General features: G+C 72.0%; 21 protein-coding genes. 12 read left to right on the forward strand and 9 right to left on the reverse strand.

Annotated elements, in window-relative coordinates; translation table 11 throughout:
* The first annotated feature begins 127 nt into the window (after nt 1–127).
* Genes ACIBJH_RS05485 through ACIBJH_RS05495 form a run of 3 tightly spaced genes read left to right on the forward strand, consistent with a single transcriptional unit; the run spans nt 128 to nt 2,087 of the window.
* Complete coding sequence (locus tag ACIBJH_RS05485; RefSeq protein WP_399115490.1) at nt 128–592, forward strand: DUF2771 domain-containing protein; 465 nt, start codon at nt 128–130, stop codon at nt 590–592.
* Nucleotides 562–1,242: a futalosine hydrolase gene (locus ACIBJH_RS05490; protein WP_399115614.1), complete on the forward strand. Its 681-nt coding sequence runs from the start codon at nt 562–564 to the stop codon at nt 1,240–1,242. Before ACIBJH_RS05485 ends, ACIBJH_RS05490 begins: the two co-directional genes overlap by 31 nt.
* Nucleotides 1,239–2,087 carry a 1,4-dihydroxy-6-naphthoate synthase gene (locus ACIBJH_RS05495; RefSeq protein WP_399115491.1) on the forward strand — a complete coding sequence of 283 codons (849 nt, stop codon included), beginning with the start codon at nt 1,239–1,241 and terminating at the stop codon, nt 2,085–2,087. Before ACIBJH_RS05490 ends, ACIBJH_RS05495 begins: the two co-directional genes overlap by 4 nt.
* Nucleotides 2,088–2,104: 17 nt before the next feature.
* Here ACIBJH_RS05495 and ACIBJH_RS05500 read toward each other — a convergent pair whose 3' ends face one another.
* Nucleotides 2,105–2,488, reverse strand: coding sequence for a cold-shock protein (locus ACIBJH_RS05500; protein ID WP_019072514.1), 384 nt, complete (start codon nt 2,486–2,488; stop codon nt 2,105–2,107).
* 138 nt (nt 2,489–2,626) lie between these two features.
* Between ACIBJH_RS05500 and ACIBJH_RS05505 the strand changes: the two genes are divergently transcribed.
* Nucleotides 2,627–2,875 carry a hypothetical protein gene (locus ACIBJH_RS05505; protein WP_399115492.1) on the forward strand — a complete coding sequence of 83 codons (249 nt, stop codon included), beginning with the start codon at nt 2,627–2,629 and terminating at the stop codon, nt 2,873–2,875.
* Here the strand turns inward: ACIBJH_RS05505 and ACIBJH_RS05510 are convergent.
* Entirely contained in the window at nt 2,854–3,486 is a 633-nt protein-coding gene (locus tag ACIBJH_RS05510) for an HAD family hydrolase (RefSeq protein ID WP_399115493.1), read from the reverse strand. The genes ACIBJH_RS05505 and ACIBJH_RS05510 overlap by 22 nt on opposite strands.
* A gap of 52 nt (nt 3,487–3,538) precedes the next feature.
* Nucleotides 3,539–4,543 carry a hypothetical protein gene (locus ACIBJH_RS05515; protein WP_399115494.1) on the reverse strand — a complete coding sequence of 335 codons (1,005 nt, stop codon included), beginning with the start codon at nt 4,541–4,543 and terminating at the stop codon, nt 3,539–3,541.
* A 130-nt stretch (nt 4,544–4,673) separates the two neighbouring features.
* Between ACIBJH_RS05515 and ACIBJH_RS05520 the strand changes: the two genes are divergently transcribed.
* Complete coding sequence (locus ACIBJH_RS05520; protein WP_399115495.1) at nt 4,674–7,295, forward strand: helicase-associated domain-containing protein; 2,622 nt, start codon at nt 4,674–4,676, stop codon at nt 7,293–7,295.
* 19 nt (nt 7,296–7,314) lie between these two features.
* Here the strand turns inward: ACIBJH_RS05520 and ACIBJH_RS05525 are convergent, their stop codons facing one another.
* Complete coding sequence (locus ACIBJH_RS05525; protein ID WP_399115496.1) at nt 7,315–7,797, reverse strand: NUDIX hydrolase; 483 nt, start codon at nt 7,795–7,797, stop codon at nt 7,315–7,317.
* Nucleotides 7,798–7,883: 86 nt separating this feature from the next.
* Between ACIBJH_RS05525 and ACIBJH_RS05530 the strand changes: the two genes are divergently transcribed.
* Nucleotides 7,884–9,527 carry a DNA repair helicase XPB gene (locus ACIBJH_RS05530; RefSeq protein WP_399115497.1) on the forward strand — a complete coding sequence of 548 codons (1,644 nt, stop codon included), beginning with the start codon at nt 7,884–7,886 and terminating at the stop codon, nt 9,525–9,527.
* A gap of 18 nt (nt 9,528–9,545) precedes the next feature.
* Here the strand turns inward: ACIBJH_RS05530 and ACIBJH_RS05535 are convergent, their stop codons facing one another.
* Complete coding sequence (locus tag ACIBJH_RS05535; protein ID WP_399115498.1) at nt 9,546–9,728, reverse strand: hypothetical protein; 183 nt, start codon at nt 9,726–9,728, stop codon at nt 9,546–9,548.
* A 291-nt stretch (nt 9,729–10,019) separates the two neighbouring features.
* Between ACIBJH_RS05535 and ACIBJH_RS05540 the strand changes: the two genes are divergently transcribed.
* A complete protein-coding gene (locus ACIBJH_RS05540; protein ID WP_399115499.1) occupies nt 10,020–12,116 on the forward strand; it encodes a HelD family protein in 2,097 nt (698 codons plus the stop codon).
* 96 nt (nt 12,117–12,212) lie between these two features.
* On the forward strand, nt 12,213–12,542 hold the full coding sequence (locus ACIBJH_RS05545; protein ID WP_399115500.1) for a WD40 repeat domain-containing protein: 330 nt from the start codon (nt 12,213–12,215) through the stop codon (nt 12,540–12,542).
* A 7-nt stretch (nt 12,543–12,549) separates the two neighbouring features.
* Here ACIBJH_RS05545 and ACIBJH_RS05550 read toward each other — a convergent pair whose 3' ends face one another.
* A complete protein-coding gene (locus tag ACIBJH_RS05550; protein ID WP_399115501.1) occupies nt 12,550–13,239 on the reverse strand; it encodes a copper homeostasis protein CutC in 690 nt (229 codons plus the stop codon).
* A gap of 138 nt (nt 13,240–13,377) precedes the next feature.
* A complete protein-coding gene (locus ACIBJH_RS05555) occupies nt 13,378–14,067 on the reverse strand; it encodes a maleylpyruvate isomerase family mycothiol-dependent enzyme (protein ID WP_399115502.1) in 690 nt (229 codons plus the stop codon).
* 44 nt (nt 14,068–14,111) lie between these two features.
* Here ACIBJH_RS05555 and ACIBJH_RS05560 point away from each other — a divergent pair, with 44 nt between their 5' ends.
* The gene (locus tag ACIBJH_RS05560; RefSeq protein WP_399115503.1) at nt 14,112–14,774 is read left to right on the forward strand and encodes a hypothetical protein; all 663 of its coding nucleotides are present in this window, start codon (nt 14,112–14,114) and stop codon (nt 14,772–14,774) included.
* Between the two features lie 65 nt (nt 14,775–14,839).
* A complete protein-coding gene (locus ACIBJH_RS05565) occupies nt 14,840–15,907 on the forward strand; it encodes a GNAT family N-acetyltransferase (RefSeq protein WP_399115504.1) in 1,068 nt (355 codons plus the stop codon).
* A 34-nt stretch (nt 15,908–15,941) separates the two neighbouring features.
* On the opposite strand, the gene ACIBJH_RS05570 is transcribed toward ACIBJH_RS05565, so the two are convergent.
* The gene (locus ACIBJH_RS05570; protein ID WP_019072497.1) at nt 15,942–16,208 is read right to left on the reverse strand and encodes a DUF4031 domain-containing protein; all 267 of its coding nucleotides are present in this window, start codon (nt 16,206–16,208) and stop codon (nt 15,942–15,944) included.
* Entirely contained in the window at nt 16,205–16,582 is a 378-nt protein-coding gene (locus ACIBJH_RS05575) for a hypothetical protein (RefSeq protein ID WP_399115505.1), read from the reverse strand. Before ACIBJH_RS05575 ends, ACIBJH_RS05570 begins: the two co-directional genes overlap by 4 nt.
* A gap of 55 nt (nt 16,583–16,637) precedes the next feature.
* Between ACIBJH_RS05575 and ACIBJH_RS05580 the strand changes: the two genes are divergently transcribed.
* Nucleotides 16,638–17,558 carry a MurR/RpiR family transcriptional regulator gene (locus ACIBJH_RS05580; RefSeq protein WP_399115506.1) on the forward strand — a complete coding sequence of 307 codons (921 nt, stop codon included), beginning with the start codon at nt 16,638–16,640 and terminating at the stop codon, nt 17,556–17,558.
* Between the two features lie 98 nt (nt 17,559–17,656).
* Nucleotides 17,657–18,592, forward strand: a complete 936-nt coding sequence (gene murQ / locus ACIBJH_RS05585) for an N-acetylmuramic acid 6-phosphate etherase (RefSeq protein ID WP_399115507.1) — start codon at nt 17,657–17,659, stop codon at nt 18,590–18,592.
* The last annotated feature ends 5 nt before the right edge of the window (nt 18,593–18,597 follow it).

An 18,597-nucleotide genomic window follows, 5' to 3' on the forward strand; every position in this document is an offset into this window, starting at 1 on the left:
CTGGCCCGCGCCACCCCGGCGGCACGACGGCACCGGACGCCCGCGAGTGGCCTAACCCTCGGTCCCGGTCCGGCACGCCGTACCCCACGTGGGGGGAGGAGTGGACGGGCCCGATAGCCTTCGCCCCATGACCATGCAATCCGCTGTGCGACGCCGCCGCGCCGTCGCCGCCGCCGGCGCCGTTTCCGCCGGACTGCTCGTCCTGTCGGCGTGCGACAAGCCGACGCCGATCTCGACGATCACCGTCGGGAGGAACTCGGTCCACACGGAGGCCACCTGCTACAACGACGGCGACGCGGTGAAGACCGCGGACCTGGCGAAGTGTCTGAAGGCCTCCACGTCGATCTCGGTGGACCCGGACGAGACCGTGCGCTTCGGTGTCGACCCGAAGATCGCCGACAACGGCTGGACGATCCTGATGAACGGTCAGCCGCTGACCGACTCCAGCAAGAAGACCTACCGGACGATCCCGGGCAGCGTGTTCTTCAACACCCAGTACGGCGCGACCGGCAACTCCACCGTCGTCTCCATCAAGGAGGGCGACAAGACGGTCAAGGGCATCTGGTCCTTCAAGTTCAAGAAGGACTCCTGACCACGTCGTCCCCACGCGTCCTCGTCGCCACCGCCGTCCCGGCCGAACGGGACGCGGTGGCACGGGCGTTGACCAGCCTCACCTGGGATGTCATCGCCGTCGGGGTGGGTCCGGCCGCCGCTGCCGCCGGCACCGCGACCGCCCTCGCCCGCACCCCGTACGACCTCGTCGTCTCCGCCGGGATCGGCGGCGGTTTCCAGCCCGAGGCGCCCGTCGGCTCCCTGGTGATCGCCGACGAGATCACCGTCGCCGACCTGGGCGCGGAGACCCCCGACGGGTTTCTCCCGGTCACCGAACTCGGCTTCGGCGCCGTCACCCACCGTCCGCCGGCCGCACTCGTACGAGCGCTGGCGACCGCGACCGGCGCCCGCACCGGAACCGTACTGACCGTGTCCACGGTGACCGGTACGGCCGCCCGTGCCGCGGAACTCCGCGCCCGCCACCCGCGGGCCCTCGCGGAGGCGATGGAGGGCTTCGGCGTGGCCGAGGCCGCCGTCGCGCACGGCGTCCCCGTCCTGGAACTGCGCGCGGTCTCCAACCCCGTCGGCCCGCGCGACCGCGCCGTCTGGCGCATCGGCGACGCGCTCGCCGCCCTGACCGAGGGATTCGGGAAGTGCGCGCCCGTACTGGAGAGTTGGAAACAGGCATGACCGCCACTGAGCCTTTGCAGATCGCCTACTCCCCCTGCCCCAACGACACCTTCGTCTTCGACGCCCTCGCGCACGGCCGGGTGCCGGGTGCGCCCGAGCTCGACGTGACCTTCGCGGACATCGACATCACCAACGGCATGGCCGAGCGCGGTGAGCTGGACGTGCTGAAGGTGTCGTACGCCGTGCTGCCGTACGTTCTCGACGAGTACGCGCTGCTGCCCTGCGGGGGCGCGCTGGGGCGGGGTTGCGGGCCGCTGATCCTCACCCGGGAGCCGGGGGACCTGACGGGTCGTACGGTCGCCGTGCCGAGCGAGCGGTCGACGGCGTATCTGCTGTTCCGGCTCTGGGCGGCGGACACGATTCCGGGTGGGGTGGGCGAGATCGTCGTCATGCCGTTCCACGAGATCATGCCGGCCGTGCGGGACGGGAAGGTCGACGCGGGGCTCGTCATCCACGAGGCGCGCTTCACGTACCAGAACTACGGGCTGCACAAGCTCGCGGACATGGGCGAGCACTGGGAGGCGACCACCGGTCTGCCGATCCCGCTGGGCGCGATCATCGCCAAACGGTCCCTGGGCGGCGAGCAGTTGAACCTGCTCGCCGACTCGATCCGGTCGTCCGTGCGCGCCGCCTGGGACGACCCCGAGGCCTCCCGCCCGTACGTCATGGCACACGCCCAGGAGATGGACCCGTCCGTCGCCGACCAGCACATCGGCCTGTACGTCAACGAGTTCACCGCCGACCTCGGCGAGGACGGATATGCCGCGATCCGGGGGCTGTTGACGCGTGCGGCGGCCGAGGGGCTGGTGCCGCCCCTCGGGCCGAACGCGCTCGAATTCCCGTAGAACTGACGGTGTGGCGGCTATACGTCCAACTGGTCGGCGACCGCGCGCAGTAGGCCCGCGATCTTGCCGCCGGAGGCCTTGTCGGGGTAGCGGCCCTTCTCCAGCATCGGGGTGATGTTTTCGAGAAGGGTCGTCAAATCCTGGACGATGGAGGCCAGTTCGTCCGGCTTCTTGCGCTGGGCCGCCGCGACCGAGGGGGTCGGGTCGAGCAGCGTCACCGAGAGCGCCTGGTCGCCGCGCTGACCGGCGACGACCCCGAACTCCACGCGTTGTCCGGGCTTCAGGGCGTCAACTCCGGCGGGCAGTACCGAGGAATGGACGAAGACGTCGCCGCCGTCGTCGCGGGAGAGAAAGCCGAAGCCCTTCTCACTGTTGAACCACTTGACCTTGCCGGTGGGCACGTCTGTCCTCGTCCTCGTACTCGTCGGAAAACTGCTCGGAAAACGCTGGGGAACTGCCGGTACCAAGGCTAATGGTCTTCAGGCCGGTGACAAGACGTCGCCGGACTGTTCCTGTGCGCAGGGAACTACCCTGGTCGAGTGCGTGACAAAACCCAAACGAATTCCGCCGTGGCCGGTGACCGACTGATCCGTGCCGGTGCCATCGTCTTCTTCGTCGGTGCGGTGGCCACACTCGTCACCGTGGTACCGCTACTGCTCCATACGACGCCTTTTCCGACGTACATGTACCTCTTGAGCATGCTCATGGGCGTCGGATTTCTGCTCGCCGCGGCCGGTGTGCTCCGGTCCGTGGCCGCCGGCCGCCGTCAGGCGCGCGTCACCAGGTAGTCCGAAAGCCATCGCGGGAACTCGGTGAGATCGCCGAGCACGACATCCGCACCGGCCGTCCGCAACTCCTCCGCATCGCACGGCCCGGTCGCGACCGCGACCGACAGGGCGTCGGCTCCGCGGGCTCCGCGGACGTCCCCGACGTGGTCGCCGACGTAGACGCTCGCGCCCTCCTCGCGCAGCGCCTCCGCCTTCCGCTCGGCCCAGAGGTCGCCGATCACCGCGTCGGCGTCGATGCCGAGGTGCGCGAGGTGCAGCTTCGCGTTGGGCTCGTACTTCGCGGTGACGACGACCGCCCGCCCACCGGCCCCGCGTACGGCCGCTATCGCCTCACGGGCGCCGGGCATCGCGGGGGTCGCGGCGATGGCGATCGCCGGGTACATCTCGCGGTACAGGTCGGACATGGCGGGCACCTCGTCCGCCGGGAACCAGTTGATCAGCTCGTCGGCGAGCGGCGGCCCGAGCCGGGTGATCGCCAGATCGGCGTCGATGTACGTCCCCGTCCGCTCCGCCAGCGCCAGATAGCAGGCGTGGATGCCGGGCCGGGAGTCGATGAGGGTCATGTCGAGGTCGAAGCCGACGGTCGGGGCGGGCGAGGAGTAAGAAGTCATATGGGCTATTGTGCCCAGTCGCCACGACGATCCCACCGGGCCCTCGACCGCCCTACCGCTGCCGTTGCGACCGCCACACCAGGAACAGCGCCGACGCCACCGCGGCGCCGCGCACCACCCACGGCCAGGTCTCGGAGATCGCGTCGTTCATGTGGCCCTGCGCGATGGGGGTGCCCCAGCGTCCGGTGTTCCTGCCCCACAGCCAGACGATGCCGGCCGCGACGGCCGCCGTCGGCAGACCGATCACCGCCGCCTTCGTCTCGGCGTCGGTCAGCCGCTTGGAGGCGTACGCGATGAGCCAACCCAGCAGCAGCGCGAACCAGTTGCCGAGCACGGCGCCCACGACGAGCAGCGCGGCGGCGATCAGGAGGAGGGGGTTGGACCAGCCTCCGGTGGGGAGGCGGGGGACCAGGCGGCGCCGGCGGGCGGGGGCTTCCGGTGCCTGCTCGACGGCCGGTGCGGTCGCCGGTTCCGGTTCCTTCGCCGGTTCCGTCGCCGGCTCCTTCAGGGGCTCTTTCGGCGGCGGGGGCTTGAGCAGTTCCGGGATCTCCACCCCGCCGGTGAACCCGGGCACGCTGTCGCCGAGCGCGAACCCGTTGCCGTTGCCGTCGCCCGCCACCCGCCACCAGTCGGGCTGCAGCACGCTGTTGCCGAGTTCGGCCGCGCTCGCGAGGTGCGGCGGGGCGGCCGCGTTGTCGGGTTCCGGTGCGGGGGCGGCCTTGGTGGGGCGCGGGCGCGGTACGACCCGGCGCAGGCCCTTGGGCCGCAGATCGTCCTCGTGGTCGCGCTGTACGGGTACGGAGGTGGACGGCGCCCGGGGGACACCGGCGCCGGTGCCGGCCGCGGCGACGACCTCGTCCGGGGTGCCGAGGCCCTTGAGGATGCGCTGGACGGCGGCGGGGGTGTCGGCGGTGGCTCCGGCGCGGCGCCGGTCGATCTCGTTGCGCAGCTCCGACACCAGCCGCATCCGGGTGACCGAGGGCAGCTGGCGTTGCTGCGCGACGTCACCGACGCGGCTCAGATACTCGTAGACGACCTGGTCGCTCTCGATACCCACGAAGTCCCCTCCGGGGCGGGTGCGTTGGATACCCCGTGGTGACAGACGTTACCGCCAGCGGGCCCGGTGCCGGGAACCTCACGTCGTGCGCGCTCCCCCACGGTCACACCCACCCGCTACCGTGGGTCGGATGAGCACTCCGGCCACGCCGCCCCGTTCGCTCGCGGAGGCACTCCGAACCAGGGACGACGTCTCCCTGGCCGCGCTGCTGCGCACTCGCCCCGACCTCATCACGCCCGTGCCCACCGATCTGACCCAGCTCGCGACCAGGGCCGGAACGCGCGCTTCGGTGGTGCGGGCGCTGGAGCGGCTGGACCGTTTCACGCTGCAGACGGCGCAGGCGCTGGCCGTGGCGGCGGACCCGGCGCCGTACGACGAGCTGCTGGGGCTGATGGCGGGCGACGCGCGTGATCCGGCGGTGGTGAACGCGCTGCCGCGCGCCGTCGCGGCGCTGCGCGAGCAGGCGTTGGTGTGGGGCGGGGAGGACCGGTTGCGGCTGGTGCGGACGGCGCGTGAGCTGCTGGCGCCGGCGCCGCAGCATCCGTCGCCGACCGGGCTCGGCCCTACGGTCGCGGAGGCGACGGCGGGCATGTCGCCGGGCCGGATCCAGGAGATCGTGACGGCGGCGGGCCTGCCCTCCACGCACGACCCGGTGTCGGCGGTGGCCGCGCTCACCAAGCTGTTCACGGCCCGGCGGCGGATGAAGACGCTGCTGGCCGGCGCCCCCGAGGACTCGCTGGAGGTGCTGAACCGGCTGGTGTGGGGGCCGCCGTACGGGCAGGTGACGGCCGATCCGGCGGCCCGGCTGCGCTGGCTCATCGACCGGGGGCTGCTGCTGCCGACGGCGCCCGGCACGGTCGTACTGCCGCGTGAGGTGGCTCTGTATCTGCGGGCCGGGCGGGCGCACCGGGAGACGGAGCCGGTGGCGCCGCCGATCGAGGCGAAGGCGACGCACCGTCCACAGGTTGTGGACGCGGCGGCGGCCGGGCAGGCGTACACGGCGCTGGCGACGGTCGAGGAGCTGCTGAGGGACTGGGACGAGGGCGGGCCGACCGTGCTGCGGGCCGGTGGCCTCAGTATCCGCGACCTGAAGCGGACCGCCGTCGCGCTGGACCTGGCGGAGCCGGTCGCCGCGTTCTGGGTCGAACTCGCCTATGCGGCGGGCCTGTTGGCGTCCGACGGCGAGGCGGACGAACGGTATGCGGCGACCCCGGCGTACGACGAGTGGCTGGAGCAGCCCGCCGCGCAGCGCTGGACGCATCTCGCGGAGACCTGGCTGACGGCGACCCGGACGTCCGGGCTGGTCGGCGGCCGGGACGCGAAGGAGCGCACGCTGTCGGCGCTGGGCCCCGGCCTGGACCGCTCGGCGGCCCCGGAGGTACGGCACCGGGTGCTCACGCTGCTCGCCGCGCTTCCGGAGGGCGCCTCGCCGGCCACGGAATCGGTGCTGGCCCGGCTGCGCTGGGAACGGCCGCCGCGGGGGACGGGCGGTGCGGCGCCCCAGTCCGACGACGACCTGCGCAGCCGCCTGGCCCGCTGGGCCCTGGACGAGGCGGAGTTGCTGGGGGTGACGGGGCGGGGCGCCCTGTCGGGGCAGGGGCGGGCGTTGCTGGGGGCGGCGGCGGGTGGCGCGGCGGCGAAGGGTACGGGCACGTCGGCGGGTGCCGGGCGGGCGACGGGCGGCGCGTCCGGTCATGCGGCCCCCTCCGCTGCCGCTGACTCCTCCGCGTCGCCTTCGGGTGCCGGTGACAAGCTCCCCGTCCACCATCGCGCGCCCGCTCTCCCCGAACCCCTCTCCCCCGCCGAGCAGGCCGTGGCGAGTGCCGCCGCCGCCCGGCTGCTCGCTCCGCTGCTGCCCGAGCCCTTGGACCATGTCCTGCTGCAGGCGGATCTGACGGCGGTGGCCCCCGGCCCGTTGCAACGGCCGCTGGCCGATGTGCTGGACGTGCTCGCCGACGTGGAGTCGAAGGGCGGTGCCACGGTCTACCGCTTCACTCCGGGCTCGGTGCGCCGCGCCCTGGACGCGGGCCGCTCGGCCTCCGACCTGCACGACTTCCTCACCGCGCACTCCCGCACGCCCGTCCCGCAGCCCCTCGCCTATCTGATCGACGACGTGGCCCGCAGACACGGCCATCTGCGGATCGGCGCGGCCTCGGCGTATGTGCGGTGCGACGACGAGGCGGTGCTCAGCGAGATCCTCGCGGACAAGCGGTCGGCGGGCCTGCGGCTGCGCCGGCTGGCGCCGACCGTGCTGGCGGCGCAGGCCGATCCGGCGGCGCTCCTGGACGGGCTGCGCGCGATGGGCTTCGCACCGGCCGCCGAGTCCGCGGACGGCGATGTCGTCATCACCCGCGCCCATGCCCACCGCACTCCGCCCCGCACGGCTCCGGAGCCGGTGCCGGACGGTCCGCCGACCCCGGACACGACCCTCCTGTCGGCGGCGATCCGCGCGATCAGGGCGGGCGACCGCGCCTCCACCACCCCGCTGAAGCCGTCGACGACCCCGGCCCCGGCCGGTGAACTCCCCCGCACCACCTCCGCCGAGACCCTCGCCACCATGCAGGCCGCCGTCCTCACCGGCACCACCCTCTGGATCGGCTACGTCAACGCCGAGGGCTCCGCCAGCCAGCGCGTCATCGCGCCCATCCGCGTGGAGGGCGGCTTCGTCACGGCGTACGACCACACGGCGGACGAGGTACGGACGTATCCGCTGCACCGGGTGACGGGGGTCGCGGAGCTGGCGGAGGGGTAGGGGCCCCTGCCTCCTCGCCTCAGCCCAGATAGCGGTCCAGGGCCTCGACGGCGTCCGCCACGAACGTCGGGCGCCGGGCCATCTCCCGCAACTCGCCCTCCGTGACCCACGCGTGCCAGGCGATCTCGTCGGGGTCGGGGGTGATGTCCGTGCTGACGACCGCTTCGTGGACGCCCATCCAGTACGGGCTGATCACGCCCCGGCACAGATACTTGAAGGCGAACCGGACCGGCGCCCGCACCCCGATCTCCTCGGTGAGTTCACGGGCCGCCGCCTCCTCGTAGGACTCCCCGACCTCCGCCGCGCCGCCGACCAGGAAGTTGTACTGTCCCGGGAACCGGGACATGTCCGCCGCCCGCCGGTGCACCAGGACCCGGCCCTCCGCGTCCCGGCACACAGTCGTCGCGACCCGGTGCAGCCAGTGCCGCGCGATGGCCTCGCCCCGGTCCACCGTGCCGACGATCCGGTCCTGTTCGTCCACCCGTTCCACCAGTTCTCCCATGGCCCCACCCTCACAGAGCCCGGCCGTGATCATCCGCCGGTAGTGCACACTTGACGTTTGGCCGTGCGGAAGGGATGTGTACGTACGTGAATGGCCCCCTCATCGTCCAGTCCGACAAGACCCTGCTTCTTGAGGTCGATCACGAGCGAGCCGACGACTGCCGGCGCGCCATCGCGCCGTTCGCCGAGCTGGAGCGGGCGCCCGAGCACATCCACACCTACCGGGTGACACCGCTGGGGCTGTGGAACGCGCGGGCCGCCGGGCACGACGCCGAGCAGGTCGTGGACGCGCTGGTCGAGTACAGCCGCTATCCCGTGCCGCACGCGCTCCTGGTCGACATCGCCGAGACCATGGACCGCTACGGCAGGCTCACCCTGTCCAAGCACCCCGCGCACGGGCTCGTCCTCACCACCACCGACCGGCCGGTGCTGGAGGAGATCCTGCGCTCGAAGCGGATCGCCCCGCTGGTCGGCGCGCGGCTCGACCCGGACACCGTCGCCGTGCACCCCTCCGAGCGCGGGCAGATCAAGCAGGTGCTGCTGAAGCTGGGCTGGCCGGCCGAGGACCTCGCCGGGTACGTCGACGGCGAGGCGCACGCGATCGAGTTGGACGAGAACGGCTGGGCGCTGCGGCCCTACCAGAAGCAGGCCGTGGAGAACTTCTGGCACGGCGGCAGCGGTGTCGTCGTCCTGCCCTGCGGCGCGGGCAAGACCCTGGTCGGCGCCGGGGCGATGGCGCAGGCCAAGTCGACGACGCTCATCCTCGTCACCAACACCGTCTCCGCCCGGCAGTGGAAGCACGAGCTGATCAAGCGGACCTCCCTGACCGAGGAGGAGATCGGCGAGTACAGCGGGACCCGGAAGGAGATCCGGCCCGTCACCATCGCCACCTACCAGGTGCTGACGACCAGGCGGAAGGGCGTCTACCCCCACCTGGAACTCTTCGACTCCCGCGACTGGGGCCTGATCCTCTACGACGAGGTGCATCTGCTGCCCGCGCCCGTCTTCAAGTTCACCGCCGACCTCCAGGCCCGGCGCCGCCTCGGTCTGACGGCGACGCTCGTCCGCGAGGACGGCCGTGAGTCGGACGTGTTCTCCCTCATCGGCCCGAAGCGGTTCGACGCGCCCTGGAAGGAGATCGAGGCGCAGGGCTACATCGCGCCCGCCGACTGTGTCGAGGTGCGCGTCAACCTCACGGACTCTGAGCGGCTCGCGTACGCCACCGCCGAGACCGAGGAGAAGTACCGCTTCTGTGCGACGACCGCGACGAAGCGGAAGGTCACGGAGGCGATCGTGCGACGGTTCGCCGGTCAGCAGATCCTCGTCATCGGCCAGTACATCGACCAACTCGACGAGCTGGGCGAGCACTTGAACGCGCCGGTGATCAAGGGCGAGACGTCCAACGCGCAGCGCGAGAAGCTCTTCGGTGCCTTCCGCGAGGGCGAGATCAGCGTCCTGGTCGTGTCGAAGGTCGCGAACTTCTCCATCGACCTGCCCGAGGCGACCGTGGCCATCCAGGTCTCCGGCACCTTCGGCTCCCGCCAGGAGGAGGCCCAGCGCCTCGGCCGCGTCCTGCGCCCCAAGGCCGACGGCCACAAGGCCCACTTCTACTCGGTCGTCGCCCGCGACACGATCGACCAGGACTTCGCCGCCCACCGCCAGCGCTTCCTGGCGGAACAGGGCTACGCGTACCGGATCATGGACGCGGACGAGATCCTCGCGGAGAACTGAACCCGGGCACGGCCTACGTCACTTACGGCGTATGCCCGCTTCCTCGCCGTACTCTCCGAGGACGACCACGCTGAACGCGGCGCCCGCGAACACTTTTATGGCGCGGAGGGCATTGCCCAGGCGATGGGGGCGGGTGCCGCCGGTGACCGGTGTGGCACCGGCCGGGCGGACGGGGACCGGGTGGATGGTTGCTGCGCTCATGAATCCATGGTGCGTCTTGGGACATAAGGTCGGCATCGGTCCAGAGAGCCAACCTGCGAGCCGCCCGCGTACGACTCCGGGCTGACCCGTTCCCCCGTCGGGTGGAGGGGTCGTCCCCTAGGGGACGGATAGGGAACGGAAAACGATTGGCCCTCACCCGGCCCCCGTCACTAAACTCTCCGCTCTTGCCCGCCTCCCCGCAGGGAGTGCCGCCGCCCGGACGGAAACCGGCCGGCATCCACCCAGCACACACCCAGCAGCCGCACCAGCAGGCCCTCCGGAGGCACGCCCTTGTCCACGCCCGCCACCGACCCCCTCGGCGATCCCCTCGGCGCCCCGCTCGACGACCCCCTCGCCCGCGAACGCACCCACCTCGCCTCCTCCCGTTCCGCCCTGCGCGCCATGCGCGAGGACGTCGAGTCCCTCGACATCAAGGACGTCACGGCGAACTGGGTCAACGCCGAGGTCCTGGCCCGCCAGATCGACGAGCGCATCAAGGCGCTGGCCGACCTCAGCGACACCCCGCTGTTCTTCGGCCGCCTCAACTACCTGCACGCGCCCGGCGCCGAGCAGGCGGAGGGCGCGGAGGGCGAGCAGTTCTACATCGGGCGCCGGCATGTGCACGACGGCGACGGCGACCCGATGGTGATCGACTGGCGGGCGCCGGTCTCGCAGCCGTTCTACCGGGCGTCGAAGAAGGACCCGCAGGACATCTCGCTGCGCCGCCGCTTCGGCTACACCGGCGGCGACCTCACGGCGTACGAGGACGAGCACCTCATGGACCCGGCCGAGGCCGCCGCCACCAGCAAGCTGCTCCAGCAGGAGATCGAACGGCCCCGCGTCGGCCCCATGCGCGACATCGTCGCCACCATCCAGCCCGAGCAGGACGAGATCGTACGGTCCGGACTCGGCGGGACGGTGTGCGTACAGGGCGGACCGGGCACCGGGAAGACCGCCGTCGGCCTGCACCGCGTCGCCTACCTCCTCTACGCCCACCGCGAGCGGCTGGCCCGCACCGGCACCCTCGTCATCGGGCCGAACAAGTCCTTCCTCCACTACATCGAGCAAGTCCTGCCCGCGCTGGGCGAGTTGACGGTCCGCCAGGGCACGGTCGACGACCTGGTCGCCCATGTCGAGGTGCGCGGCACGGACGAGGCACCGGCCGCCGTCATCAAGGGCGACGCGAGGATGGCGGAGGTCCTCCGGAGGGCCGTCTACTCGCACGTGAGCATCCCGACCGAGCCGGTGATGGTGGTGCGCGGCTCGCGCCGCTGGCGGGTCCCGGCGTACGAACTCGAAGCCATCGTGCGGGAGTTGCTCGACCGCGACATCCGCTACGGCGCCGCCCGCGAGGCCCTGCCGCAGCGCATCGCGCATGCCGTGCTGGTGCAGATGGAGCGGTCCGGGGAGGCGCCGGACGACCGGGTGCAGGACGCCGTGGCGCGCAACGCGGCGGTGAAAGCGGCCGTAAAGACGGTCTGGCCGCCGGTCGAGCCGGAGAAGCTGGTGCTGCGGCTGCTCTCGGACGCGGAGTTCCTCGCCGCCCACGCGGACGGGATCCTCGACGAGGACGAGCAGAAGACGATCCTGTGGGCACAGCCTGGATCTGGAAAACGGGCCGTCCGGAGCGTGAAGGCCGCCAAGTGGGCCGCCGCGGACGCCGTGTTGATCGACGAGGCGACCGACATCGTCCAGCGGACGCACTCGCTCGGGCATGTGGTGCTCGACGAGGCGCAGGACCTCTCCCCGATGCAGTACCGGGCGGTGGGCCGCCGCTGCACCACCGGTTCCGCGACCGTCCTCGGGGACCTGGCGCAGGGCACCACGCCCTGGGCGACGCGGAGTTGGGACGAGGCGCTGGCCCATCTCGGCAAGTCGGACGGTGTGATCGAGGAGCTGACGGCCGGTTTCCGCGTACCGACGGACGTCATCACCTACGCCTCCCGGCTGCTCCCCCACATCGCGCCGGGCCTGACCCCGGTCGCCTCGGTCCGTGAGAACCCGGGCTTCTTCGACCTCCGCGAGACCGCCGGCACGGCCGAAGTGGTCGCCGCCTGCGAGGAGTTGCTGCGCAACGAGGGTTCGACGGGCCTGATCGCGGCGGACGCCCGCGTCCCCGAGCTGGCCGAGGCCCTGACGGCGGCGGGCATCGGCTACATCGATCCCGGCGAAGAAACGACCGTGGACACTCGCCTGACCCTGGTCCCGGCCTCGCTCGCGAAGGGCCTGGAGTACGACTACGTGGTCCTCGACGAACCCCAGGCCGTGGTCGACGGCGAACCGGACGAACGCACCGGCCTGCGCCGCCTGTACGTCGCCCTGACCCGAGCGGTGTCGGGCCTGATCGTGACGCACGCGGCCCCGCTGCCGCCCCAACTACGCGGTTGATCAGCGCGCAGAACCTGGCGCTGTCCACGGTGTTGCCGGGCCACACGGACCGGGTGGACACCCTGGCCTTCAGCCCGGACGGACGGCTGCTGGCGAGTGCCGGGGACGACGGACGGACACACGCTGGCCAGCACCAGTTTCGACAACACGGTCCGCCTGTGGGACCTGACGGACCCGCAGCGCGCACGCCCGCACGGAGCGCCCCTGACCGGCTTCCTGAACTGGGTCAACGCGGTCGCCTTCACCCCTGACGGCGCCACCCTCCTCCTGGGCGACGGCGAGCACACGGTCCGCACCCTGCCCCTGTCGGTGAAGACGGCCACGGCCTACGTCTGCACGGCGACCGGCGGCACCCTGACACCGGCGCTCTGGCACACGTACATCCCGCAACTGCCCTACGACCCCCCGTGCGCCCGGCACGGCTGACCGCGCCTCACCCGTCGAGCACCGCCCGCCACTGCTCCACGGCGGAAGCCGAGACCGGGGCCGTCCAGCCGTCCGGGCGGGCGGCCCCGCCGATGTGGAAGGCGTCGACCCCGGCGGCGCGCAGGGTGGGTACGTGGTCGAGGCGCAGGCCGCCGCCGACGAGGATGCGCTGCTCGTAGCCGGGTTCGCCGTGCAGGGCCGCCTCGCGGAGCAGTGCGGGGAGGCCGTCGTCCACGCCGTCGGCCGAACCGGCGGTGAGGTAGGTGTCGAGGCCGGGCAGGTCGGCGAGCTGCTTGCGGAGGGCGTCGCGGTCGGCGGCGCGGTCGATCGCGCGGTGGAACGTCCAGGCGCAGCCGTCCAGTTCGGCTACGACGCGTTCCACCGCGTCCAGGTCGACGCGTCCGTCCGGGTCGAGGAACCCGAGCACGAACTGGTTGGCGCCGGCGGTCCGCAGCTCCCCGGCGACCCGTACCAGCCGGTGCGTGTCGCCCGCGGCGAAGCCGTCCGCGAGGCGGATCATCACGCGCAGGTCGATGTCCACGGCGGCGCGGATCGCGGCGAAGGTCTCGATCGGCGGGGTCAGTCCGTCGGCCGCGATGTCGGTGACCACTTCGAGGCGGTCCGCGCCTCCGGCCTGGGCGGCGATCGCGTCCTCGGCGCCGAGGGCGATCACCTCCAGGACTGCACGCGTGCTCATAGGACCCCTTCCGTCGTGTTCCCTGGAGCGGCTACAGGTCTAGTCCAATCTCAGGGTACGCGGGCGGATCGGTGGCCGCGAGATCACCCCCGTGAACGGCGAACACATGACGGAAGACACACGACGAAAAACAGGGTCCTACGGCCACGCGCCGAAGATGTTCAGCTCCGCCGGCTCCGCCCCCGCCAGCTCGTACGCCGCCCCCTCCGGGACCGGACGCCCCGAGTACAGCCGTACGAGCGTGGGCGCGTCGCCGATGTACCGGGCCGGGGTGCGGTCGCCCGACACATCGCCCAGCCGCAGTGGATCGTCCAGGTCGTCGAGGTCGGCGTGGAGAGGCTGGTGCCTTCTCTGACGGGTCACAAGGCCGAGAAGGGTTAGAGCGGACCCCAGCCTTTCGCCCCCATAGGCCCCGGGCTCGCCGAGGGTGTCCCGTACGTCGCCGGCGTGCACCCACTCCCCGAACGCGACCGCGTCCAGCGCCCCGCCCGCGCGGGCGATCACCGCACCGGCCTCGGTCATCCCGCGCTCCAGTTCGTCGAGGACCCGCGCGTTGCTCCAGTCGGCGCGCTCGGCGATGTCCCGGTCGTTGGCCTCCGGCGAGAACACCCCTTCCTCGAACCGGCGCTCCACCACCCGCATGAGCGCGGACGAACAGTGCGCGAGCACGTCCCGCACGGTCCACCCCGGACACGCGGCGGTCGCCAGCGCGAAATCCTCCTCGGAACGGGAACGCAGCAGCGGAATCAGCACGTCACGCTCCCCGGCGAGCAGCCGTCCGGGCAGCTCGGGATCACGTACGTCGTGTGTCGTATCGGCGTAAGTCATGGGTCCCACGCTAGGGGCGGGGCCACGGGAGGAAAATAAGCACCATGGCCGATCTCGACGCCCTCCGCGCCCGCTGGACCCGTGCTCTCGAAGGAGCCCGGGCGCCGGGCGGCGGACCCGACCCCCTGCCGTACGCGGAGAATCTCCTCGCCCGCTGGCAGGAGCCGCAGCGCCACTACCACACGCTCACCCACCTCACGGCGGTCCTGGACCACATCGACGTGCTGGAGCGGTACGCCGACGACCCGGACGTCGTACGGCTCGCGGCCTGGTTCCACGACGCGGTCTATCTCCCCGACCGCTCCGAGAACGAGGACCGGTCGGCCCGGCTGGCCGAGCGGGCGCTGCCCGAGGCCGGGGTGCCGGACGCGAAGACGGCCGAGGTCGCCCGGCTGGTCCGCCTCACCGTCACCCACGCCCCCGCCGACGACGACCGCGACGGCATGGTCCTGTGCGACGCGGACCTCGCGATCCTGGCCGCACCGCCGTCGACGTACGCCGCGTACACGGCCGCCGTCCGCGAGGAGTACCACTTCGTGCCCAACGACGCCTTCCGGGAGGGCCGTTCGGCGATCCTGCGCCAACTCCTCTCCCTGCCGCGGCTGTTCAGGACGCCGCACGGGCTGGCGGAGTGGGAGGCGACGGCGCGCTACAACCTGACGGGGGAACTTGCCCTGCTGGGTTCGGCGGACCCGAGTGCCGGGTGAGGACGGCGAGTGGTGAACGAATTATTCACGGCGGTTAGCGGAGCGCGGCCCGTATGCTCCCCGGCATGGGGACCACGGGCGCACCACAACTGGAAGAGGCCGTAGCAAGCTGTGTCGCACTGCTGAGCACGGCGACGGACCGGGACTGGGACGGCGTGAAGGCCGACCGCCTGGAGTGGAGCTGCCGGCACACCGCCGAGCACATCGCCAGTGATCTCATCGCGTACGCGGGCCAGTTGGCCGGTCGCGCACAGCACGCCTACGTCCCCTTCGACATCGCCCTCGACGAAGGCACCGACAACTCCGGTGTCCTCGACGTGATCGGGGCGACCGGCACCCTGCTCGCCGCCGCCGTCCGCACCACTCCGCGCGAGGTGCGCGCCTTCCACCCGTACCCGTTCCGCAGCGCCAACCGCGAGGGCTTCGCCGCGATGGGCACCGCGGAAGTGCTGCTGCACACCCAGGACATCGCCGAGGCCCTGGGGTTGACCTACCAACCCGCCCGGAAACTCGCCGAGTTCGTCCTCACCCGGATCTTCCCGCACGTCCGCCCCGGCGCCGACCCCTGGCTCACCCTGCTCTGGGCGACCGGCCGCGGCCGACTCCCCGGCCGCGCCCCCGTCACCGAGTGGCGCTGGCGCAACAACCTCGTCCTCCCTACCGACCGCCTCACCCTGGAGGGCGTCCACCCGGCAGCCGCCGCCGACCTGGCCTCGGGCGGCGACGGCGGCTTCGAGTGGATCACCGGCGGCCCCTTCCAGGGCACCCGGGAGGCCGCGACCTTCATGACGAAGGCGTACCGAGCGGGCCTGCACCGCCCGGAGTTCGGGGTGTTCGCCCTCGTCCGCAGCGAGGACGGCCGCGCGATCGGCGGCATGGGCTTCCACGCCGTACCCGACGAGGAGGGCCGCACCGAGGTCGGCTACGACCTGGTGGAGGGCGCGCGCGGACAGGGCTACGCGACGGAGGCGCTGCGCGCGCTGACCGACTGGGCCCTGGCACGGGACGACGTACGCACGGTCCTCGCGACCGTCGAACGCGACAACCTCGCCTCCCAGGCGGTCGTTTCCCGCGTGGGCTTCAAGCAGGTGGGCGAGGACATCGACGAACTGACCTACGAGCTACCAGGCTGACCTGCGAACGAGGCGACCGACCCGCCCAACCGGGCTACAGCTCCCGCCCCTTGGGCCTGCGCAGCCCCGCCGCCGTCAGCAGCCGCACCACCTCCCGGCTCCTGACCTCCACCGCCCCGGCGGCCACCGCGTCCGCGTAACGATGCGACGGGATGTCGTAGTGATCCCGCTCGAAGGCCCGGCGCGGCACGCCCAACTCCTCGGCGAACAGGTGGAGTTCGTCGTACGAGACATCGCTGACGAGGTGGGACCACAGGCGCCCGTGCCCCGGCCAGGTCGGCGGGTCGATGTACACGGTCACAGGGAACCCAGGTTTCCCACCGCGGCGACCTTCACGCCCGCCTGGTGGCAGACCCAGTGCGGGTCGGGTCCCAACTCCGGTTCGATCTCCAGGGCGTGCGGGTCGCCGGCCGAGCAGACCCGGCAGAGCGGCCAGCGGCCGTACGCCTCCAGCAGCGCGTCCTGCACGTCCTGCGCGACCAGGCCGGCCACGTAGTCGACGCCCTCCGGCCACTGCTCCACCCACCACCGCCGCTGCGCGACGGACTCCTCCACCATCGACACCACGTCCGCCGCCACGACCTCGCGCGCGGCGAGGTCGGCGAGCACGAGCGCGCGAGCGGCGTGCAGCGCCTGCTCCAGGGGGCTGACGGGGTCGCCGGTGGGTTCTTCCATGGACCCATTGTGCGCACTCTTGACCGAACCACCGCACCGAAAATATCTTTCAAAGGTGACCCAGGACGTGAAAGAAATTTTCGGAAGCGCCTCCGGGAGTACCGGGGGTACGCCACCCGCGGCCCTGGCCGCCAAGGTGCGCACCCTCGTCCCCTCCATGACCCGCTCCATGCAGCGTGTCGCCGAGACCGTCGCCGCCGACCCGGCCGGCTGCGCGGCCCTCACCGTCACCGCCCTCGCCGAACTCACCGGCACCAGCGAGGCCACCGTCGTCCGCACCGCCCGCATCCTCGGCTACCCCGGCTACCGCGATCTGCGCCTGGCCCTCGCCGGGCTCGCCGCGCAGCAGCAGTCCGGGCGGGCGCCCGCCCTCACCACCGACATCGCGGTCGACGACCCGATCGCCGACGTCGTCGCGAAACTCGCCTACGACGAACAGCAGACCCTCGCCGACACGGCCGCCGGCCTCGACACCGCGCAACTCGGCGCGGCCGTCAGCGCGCTCGCGGCGGCCCGCCGTACCGACATCTACGGCGTCGGCGCGTCCGGGCTCGTCGCCCAGGACCTCACCCAGAAACTGCTCCGCATAGGGCTCATAGCCCACGCCCACAGCGACCCGCACCTCGCCGTCACCAACGCCGTGCAGCTGAAGGCGGGTGACGTGGCGATCGCGATCACCCACTCCGGGTCCACCGGTGACGTCATCGAACCGCTGAGAGTCGCCTTCGAGCACGGGGCCACGACCGTGGCGATCACCGGGCGGCCGAACGGCGCGGTGACGCAGTACGCCGATCACATTCTGACGACGTCCACGGCTCGGGAGAGTGAGCTTCGGCCGGCGGCGATGTCGTCGCGGACGAGTCAGTTGCTGGTGGTGGACTGTTTGTTCATCGGGGTCGCGCAGCGGACGTACGAGCAGGCTGCGCCGGCGCTGTCGGCGTCGTACGAGGCGCTGGCACACCGCCACAGGCGTTAAAACACACGGTTCGGCGTGGGCTTTTAGGGGCGCGGGGAACTGCGCGACCAGCCCCCACCGCCCCGCAGCCAAAGAACAACCGAAAGAGCCGCTTCTCCATGACCTCCACGTCCAACCCCCGTGACCTCCGCACCGAGTTGGAGTCACTCACCACCGAAGCCTTCCGCCCGGAACTCGCCGGGATCGATCAACTCCCCACCCTCGACATCGCCCGCCTCATGAACGCCGAGGACGCCACAGTCGCCGCCGCCGTCGCGCAGCGGCTCCCCGAGATCTCCGCCGCGATCGACGCCGTAGCCGAACGGATGGAGCGTGGCGGCCGGCTGATCTACATGGGCGCCGGTACCGCCGGACGGCTCGGCGTGCTGGACGCGTCCGAGTGTCCGCCGACCTTCAACACCGACCCCTCCCAGGTGGTCGGACTGATCGCGGGCGGCCCGGCCGCCATGGTCACGTCCGTCGAAGGGGCGGAAGACTCAAGGGAGTTGGCGGAAGCGGACCTCGACGCGCTCGCGCTCACGGCCGACGACACGGTGGTCGGCATCTCCGCCTCGGGACGCACCCCGTACGCGATCGCAGCCGTAGAACACGCGCGGAGCGAAGGCGCGCTGACCATCGGCCTGTCCTGCAACGAGCACAGCGCGCTCGCGGCAGCGGCCGAGCACGGCATCGAGGTCGTCGTGGGCCCCGAACTCCTCACCGGATCAACGCGGTTGAAGGCGGGCACAGCCCAGAAGCTCGTCCTCAACATGCTGTCCACGATCACGATGATCCGGCTCGGCAAGACGTACGGGAACCTCATGGTCGACGTCCGCGCCTCGAACGAGAAGCTGCGCGCCCGTTCCCGCCGTATCGTCGCGCTGGCGACCGGCGCGGACGACCAGGAGATCGAGCGGGCCCTCGCGGCGACCGGCGGCGAGGTGAAGAACGCGATCCTGGTGGTCCTGGCGGGGGTCGACGGCCCGACGGCCGCCCGCCTTCTGGAGGAGTCCGGCGGCCGGTTGCGCGCGGCACTGACCGCTGCGGGCGGCTGACCAGC

It is taken from the genome of Streptomyces sp. NPDC050548, assembly GCF_044457385.1.
Lineage (GTDB): Bacteria > Actinomycetota > Actinomycetes > Streptomycetales > Streptomycetaceae > Streptomyces.

Excerpts from the sequence above, each read along its gene's own strand:
- ACIBJH_RS05485 (WP_399115490.1), top strand. The coding sequence starts at position 128 with ATGACCATGCAATCCGCTGTGCGACGCCGCCGCGCCGTCGCCGCCGCC.
- ACIBJH_RS05495 (WP_399115491.1), top strand. The coding sequence starts at position 1,239 with ATGACCGCCACTGAGCCTTTGCAGATCGCCTACTCCCCCTGCCCCAAC.
- ACIBJH_RS05510 (WP_399115493.1), bottom strand. The coding sequence starts at position 3,486 with ATGACTTCTTACTCCTCGCCCGCCCCGACCGTCGGCTTCGACCTCGAC.
- ACIBJH_RS05520 (WP_399115495.1), top strand. The coding sequence starts at position 4,674 with ATGAGCACTCCGGCCACGCCGCCCCGTTCGCTCGCGGAGGCACTCCGA.
- ACIBJH_RS05525 (WP_399115496.1), bottom strand. The coding sequence starts at position 7,797 with ATGGGAGAACTGGTGGAACGGGTGGACGAACAGGACCGGATCGTCGGC.
- ACIBJH_RS05535 (WP_399115498.1), bottom strand. The coding sequence starts at position 9,728 with ATGAGCGCAGCAACCATCCACCCGGTCCCCGTCCGCCCGGCCGGTGCC.
- ACIBJH_RS05550 (WP_399115501.1), bottom strand. The coding sequence starts at position 13,239 with ATGAGCACGCGTGCAGTCCTGGAGGTGATCGCCCTCGGCGCCGAGGAC.
- ACIBJH_RS05555 (WP_399115502.1), bottom strand. The coding sequence starts at position 14,067 with ATGACTTACGCCGATACGACACACGACGTACGTGATCCCGAGCTGCCC.
- ACIBJH_RS05560 (WP_399115503.1), top strand. The coding sequence starts at position 14,112 with ATGGCCGATCTCGACGCCCTCCGCGCCCGCTGGACCCGTGCTCTCGAA.
- ACIBJH_RS05565 (WP_399115504.1), top strand. The coding sequence starts at position 14,840 with ATGGGGACCACGGGCGCACCACAACTGGAAGAGGCCGTAGCAAGCTGT.
- ACIBJH_RS05575 (WP_399115505.1), bottom strand. The coding sequence starts at position 16,582 with ATGGAAGAACCCACCGGCGACCCCGTCAGCCCCCTGGAGCAGGCGCTG.
- murQ (WP_399115507.1), top strand. The coding sequence starts at position 17,657 with ATGACCTCCACGTCCAACCCCCGTGACCTCCGCACCGAGTTGGAGTCA.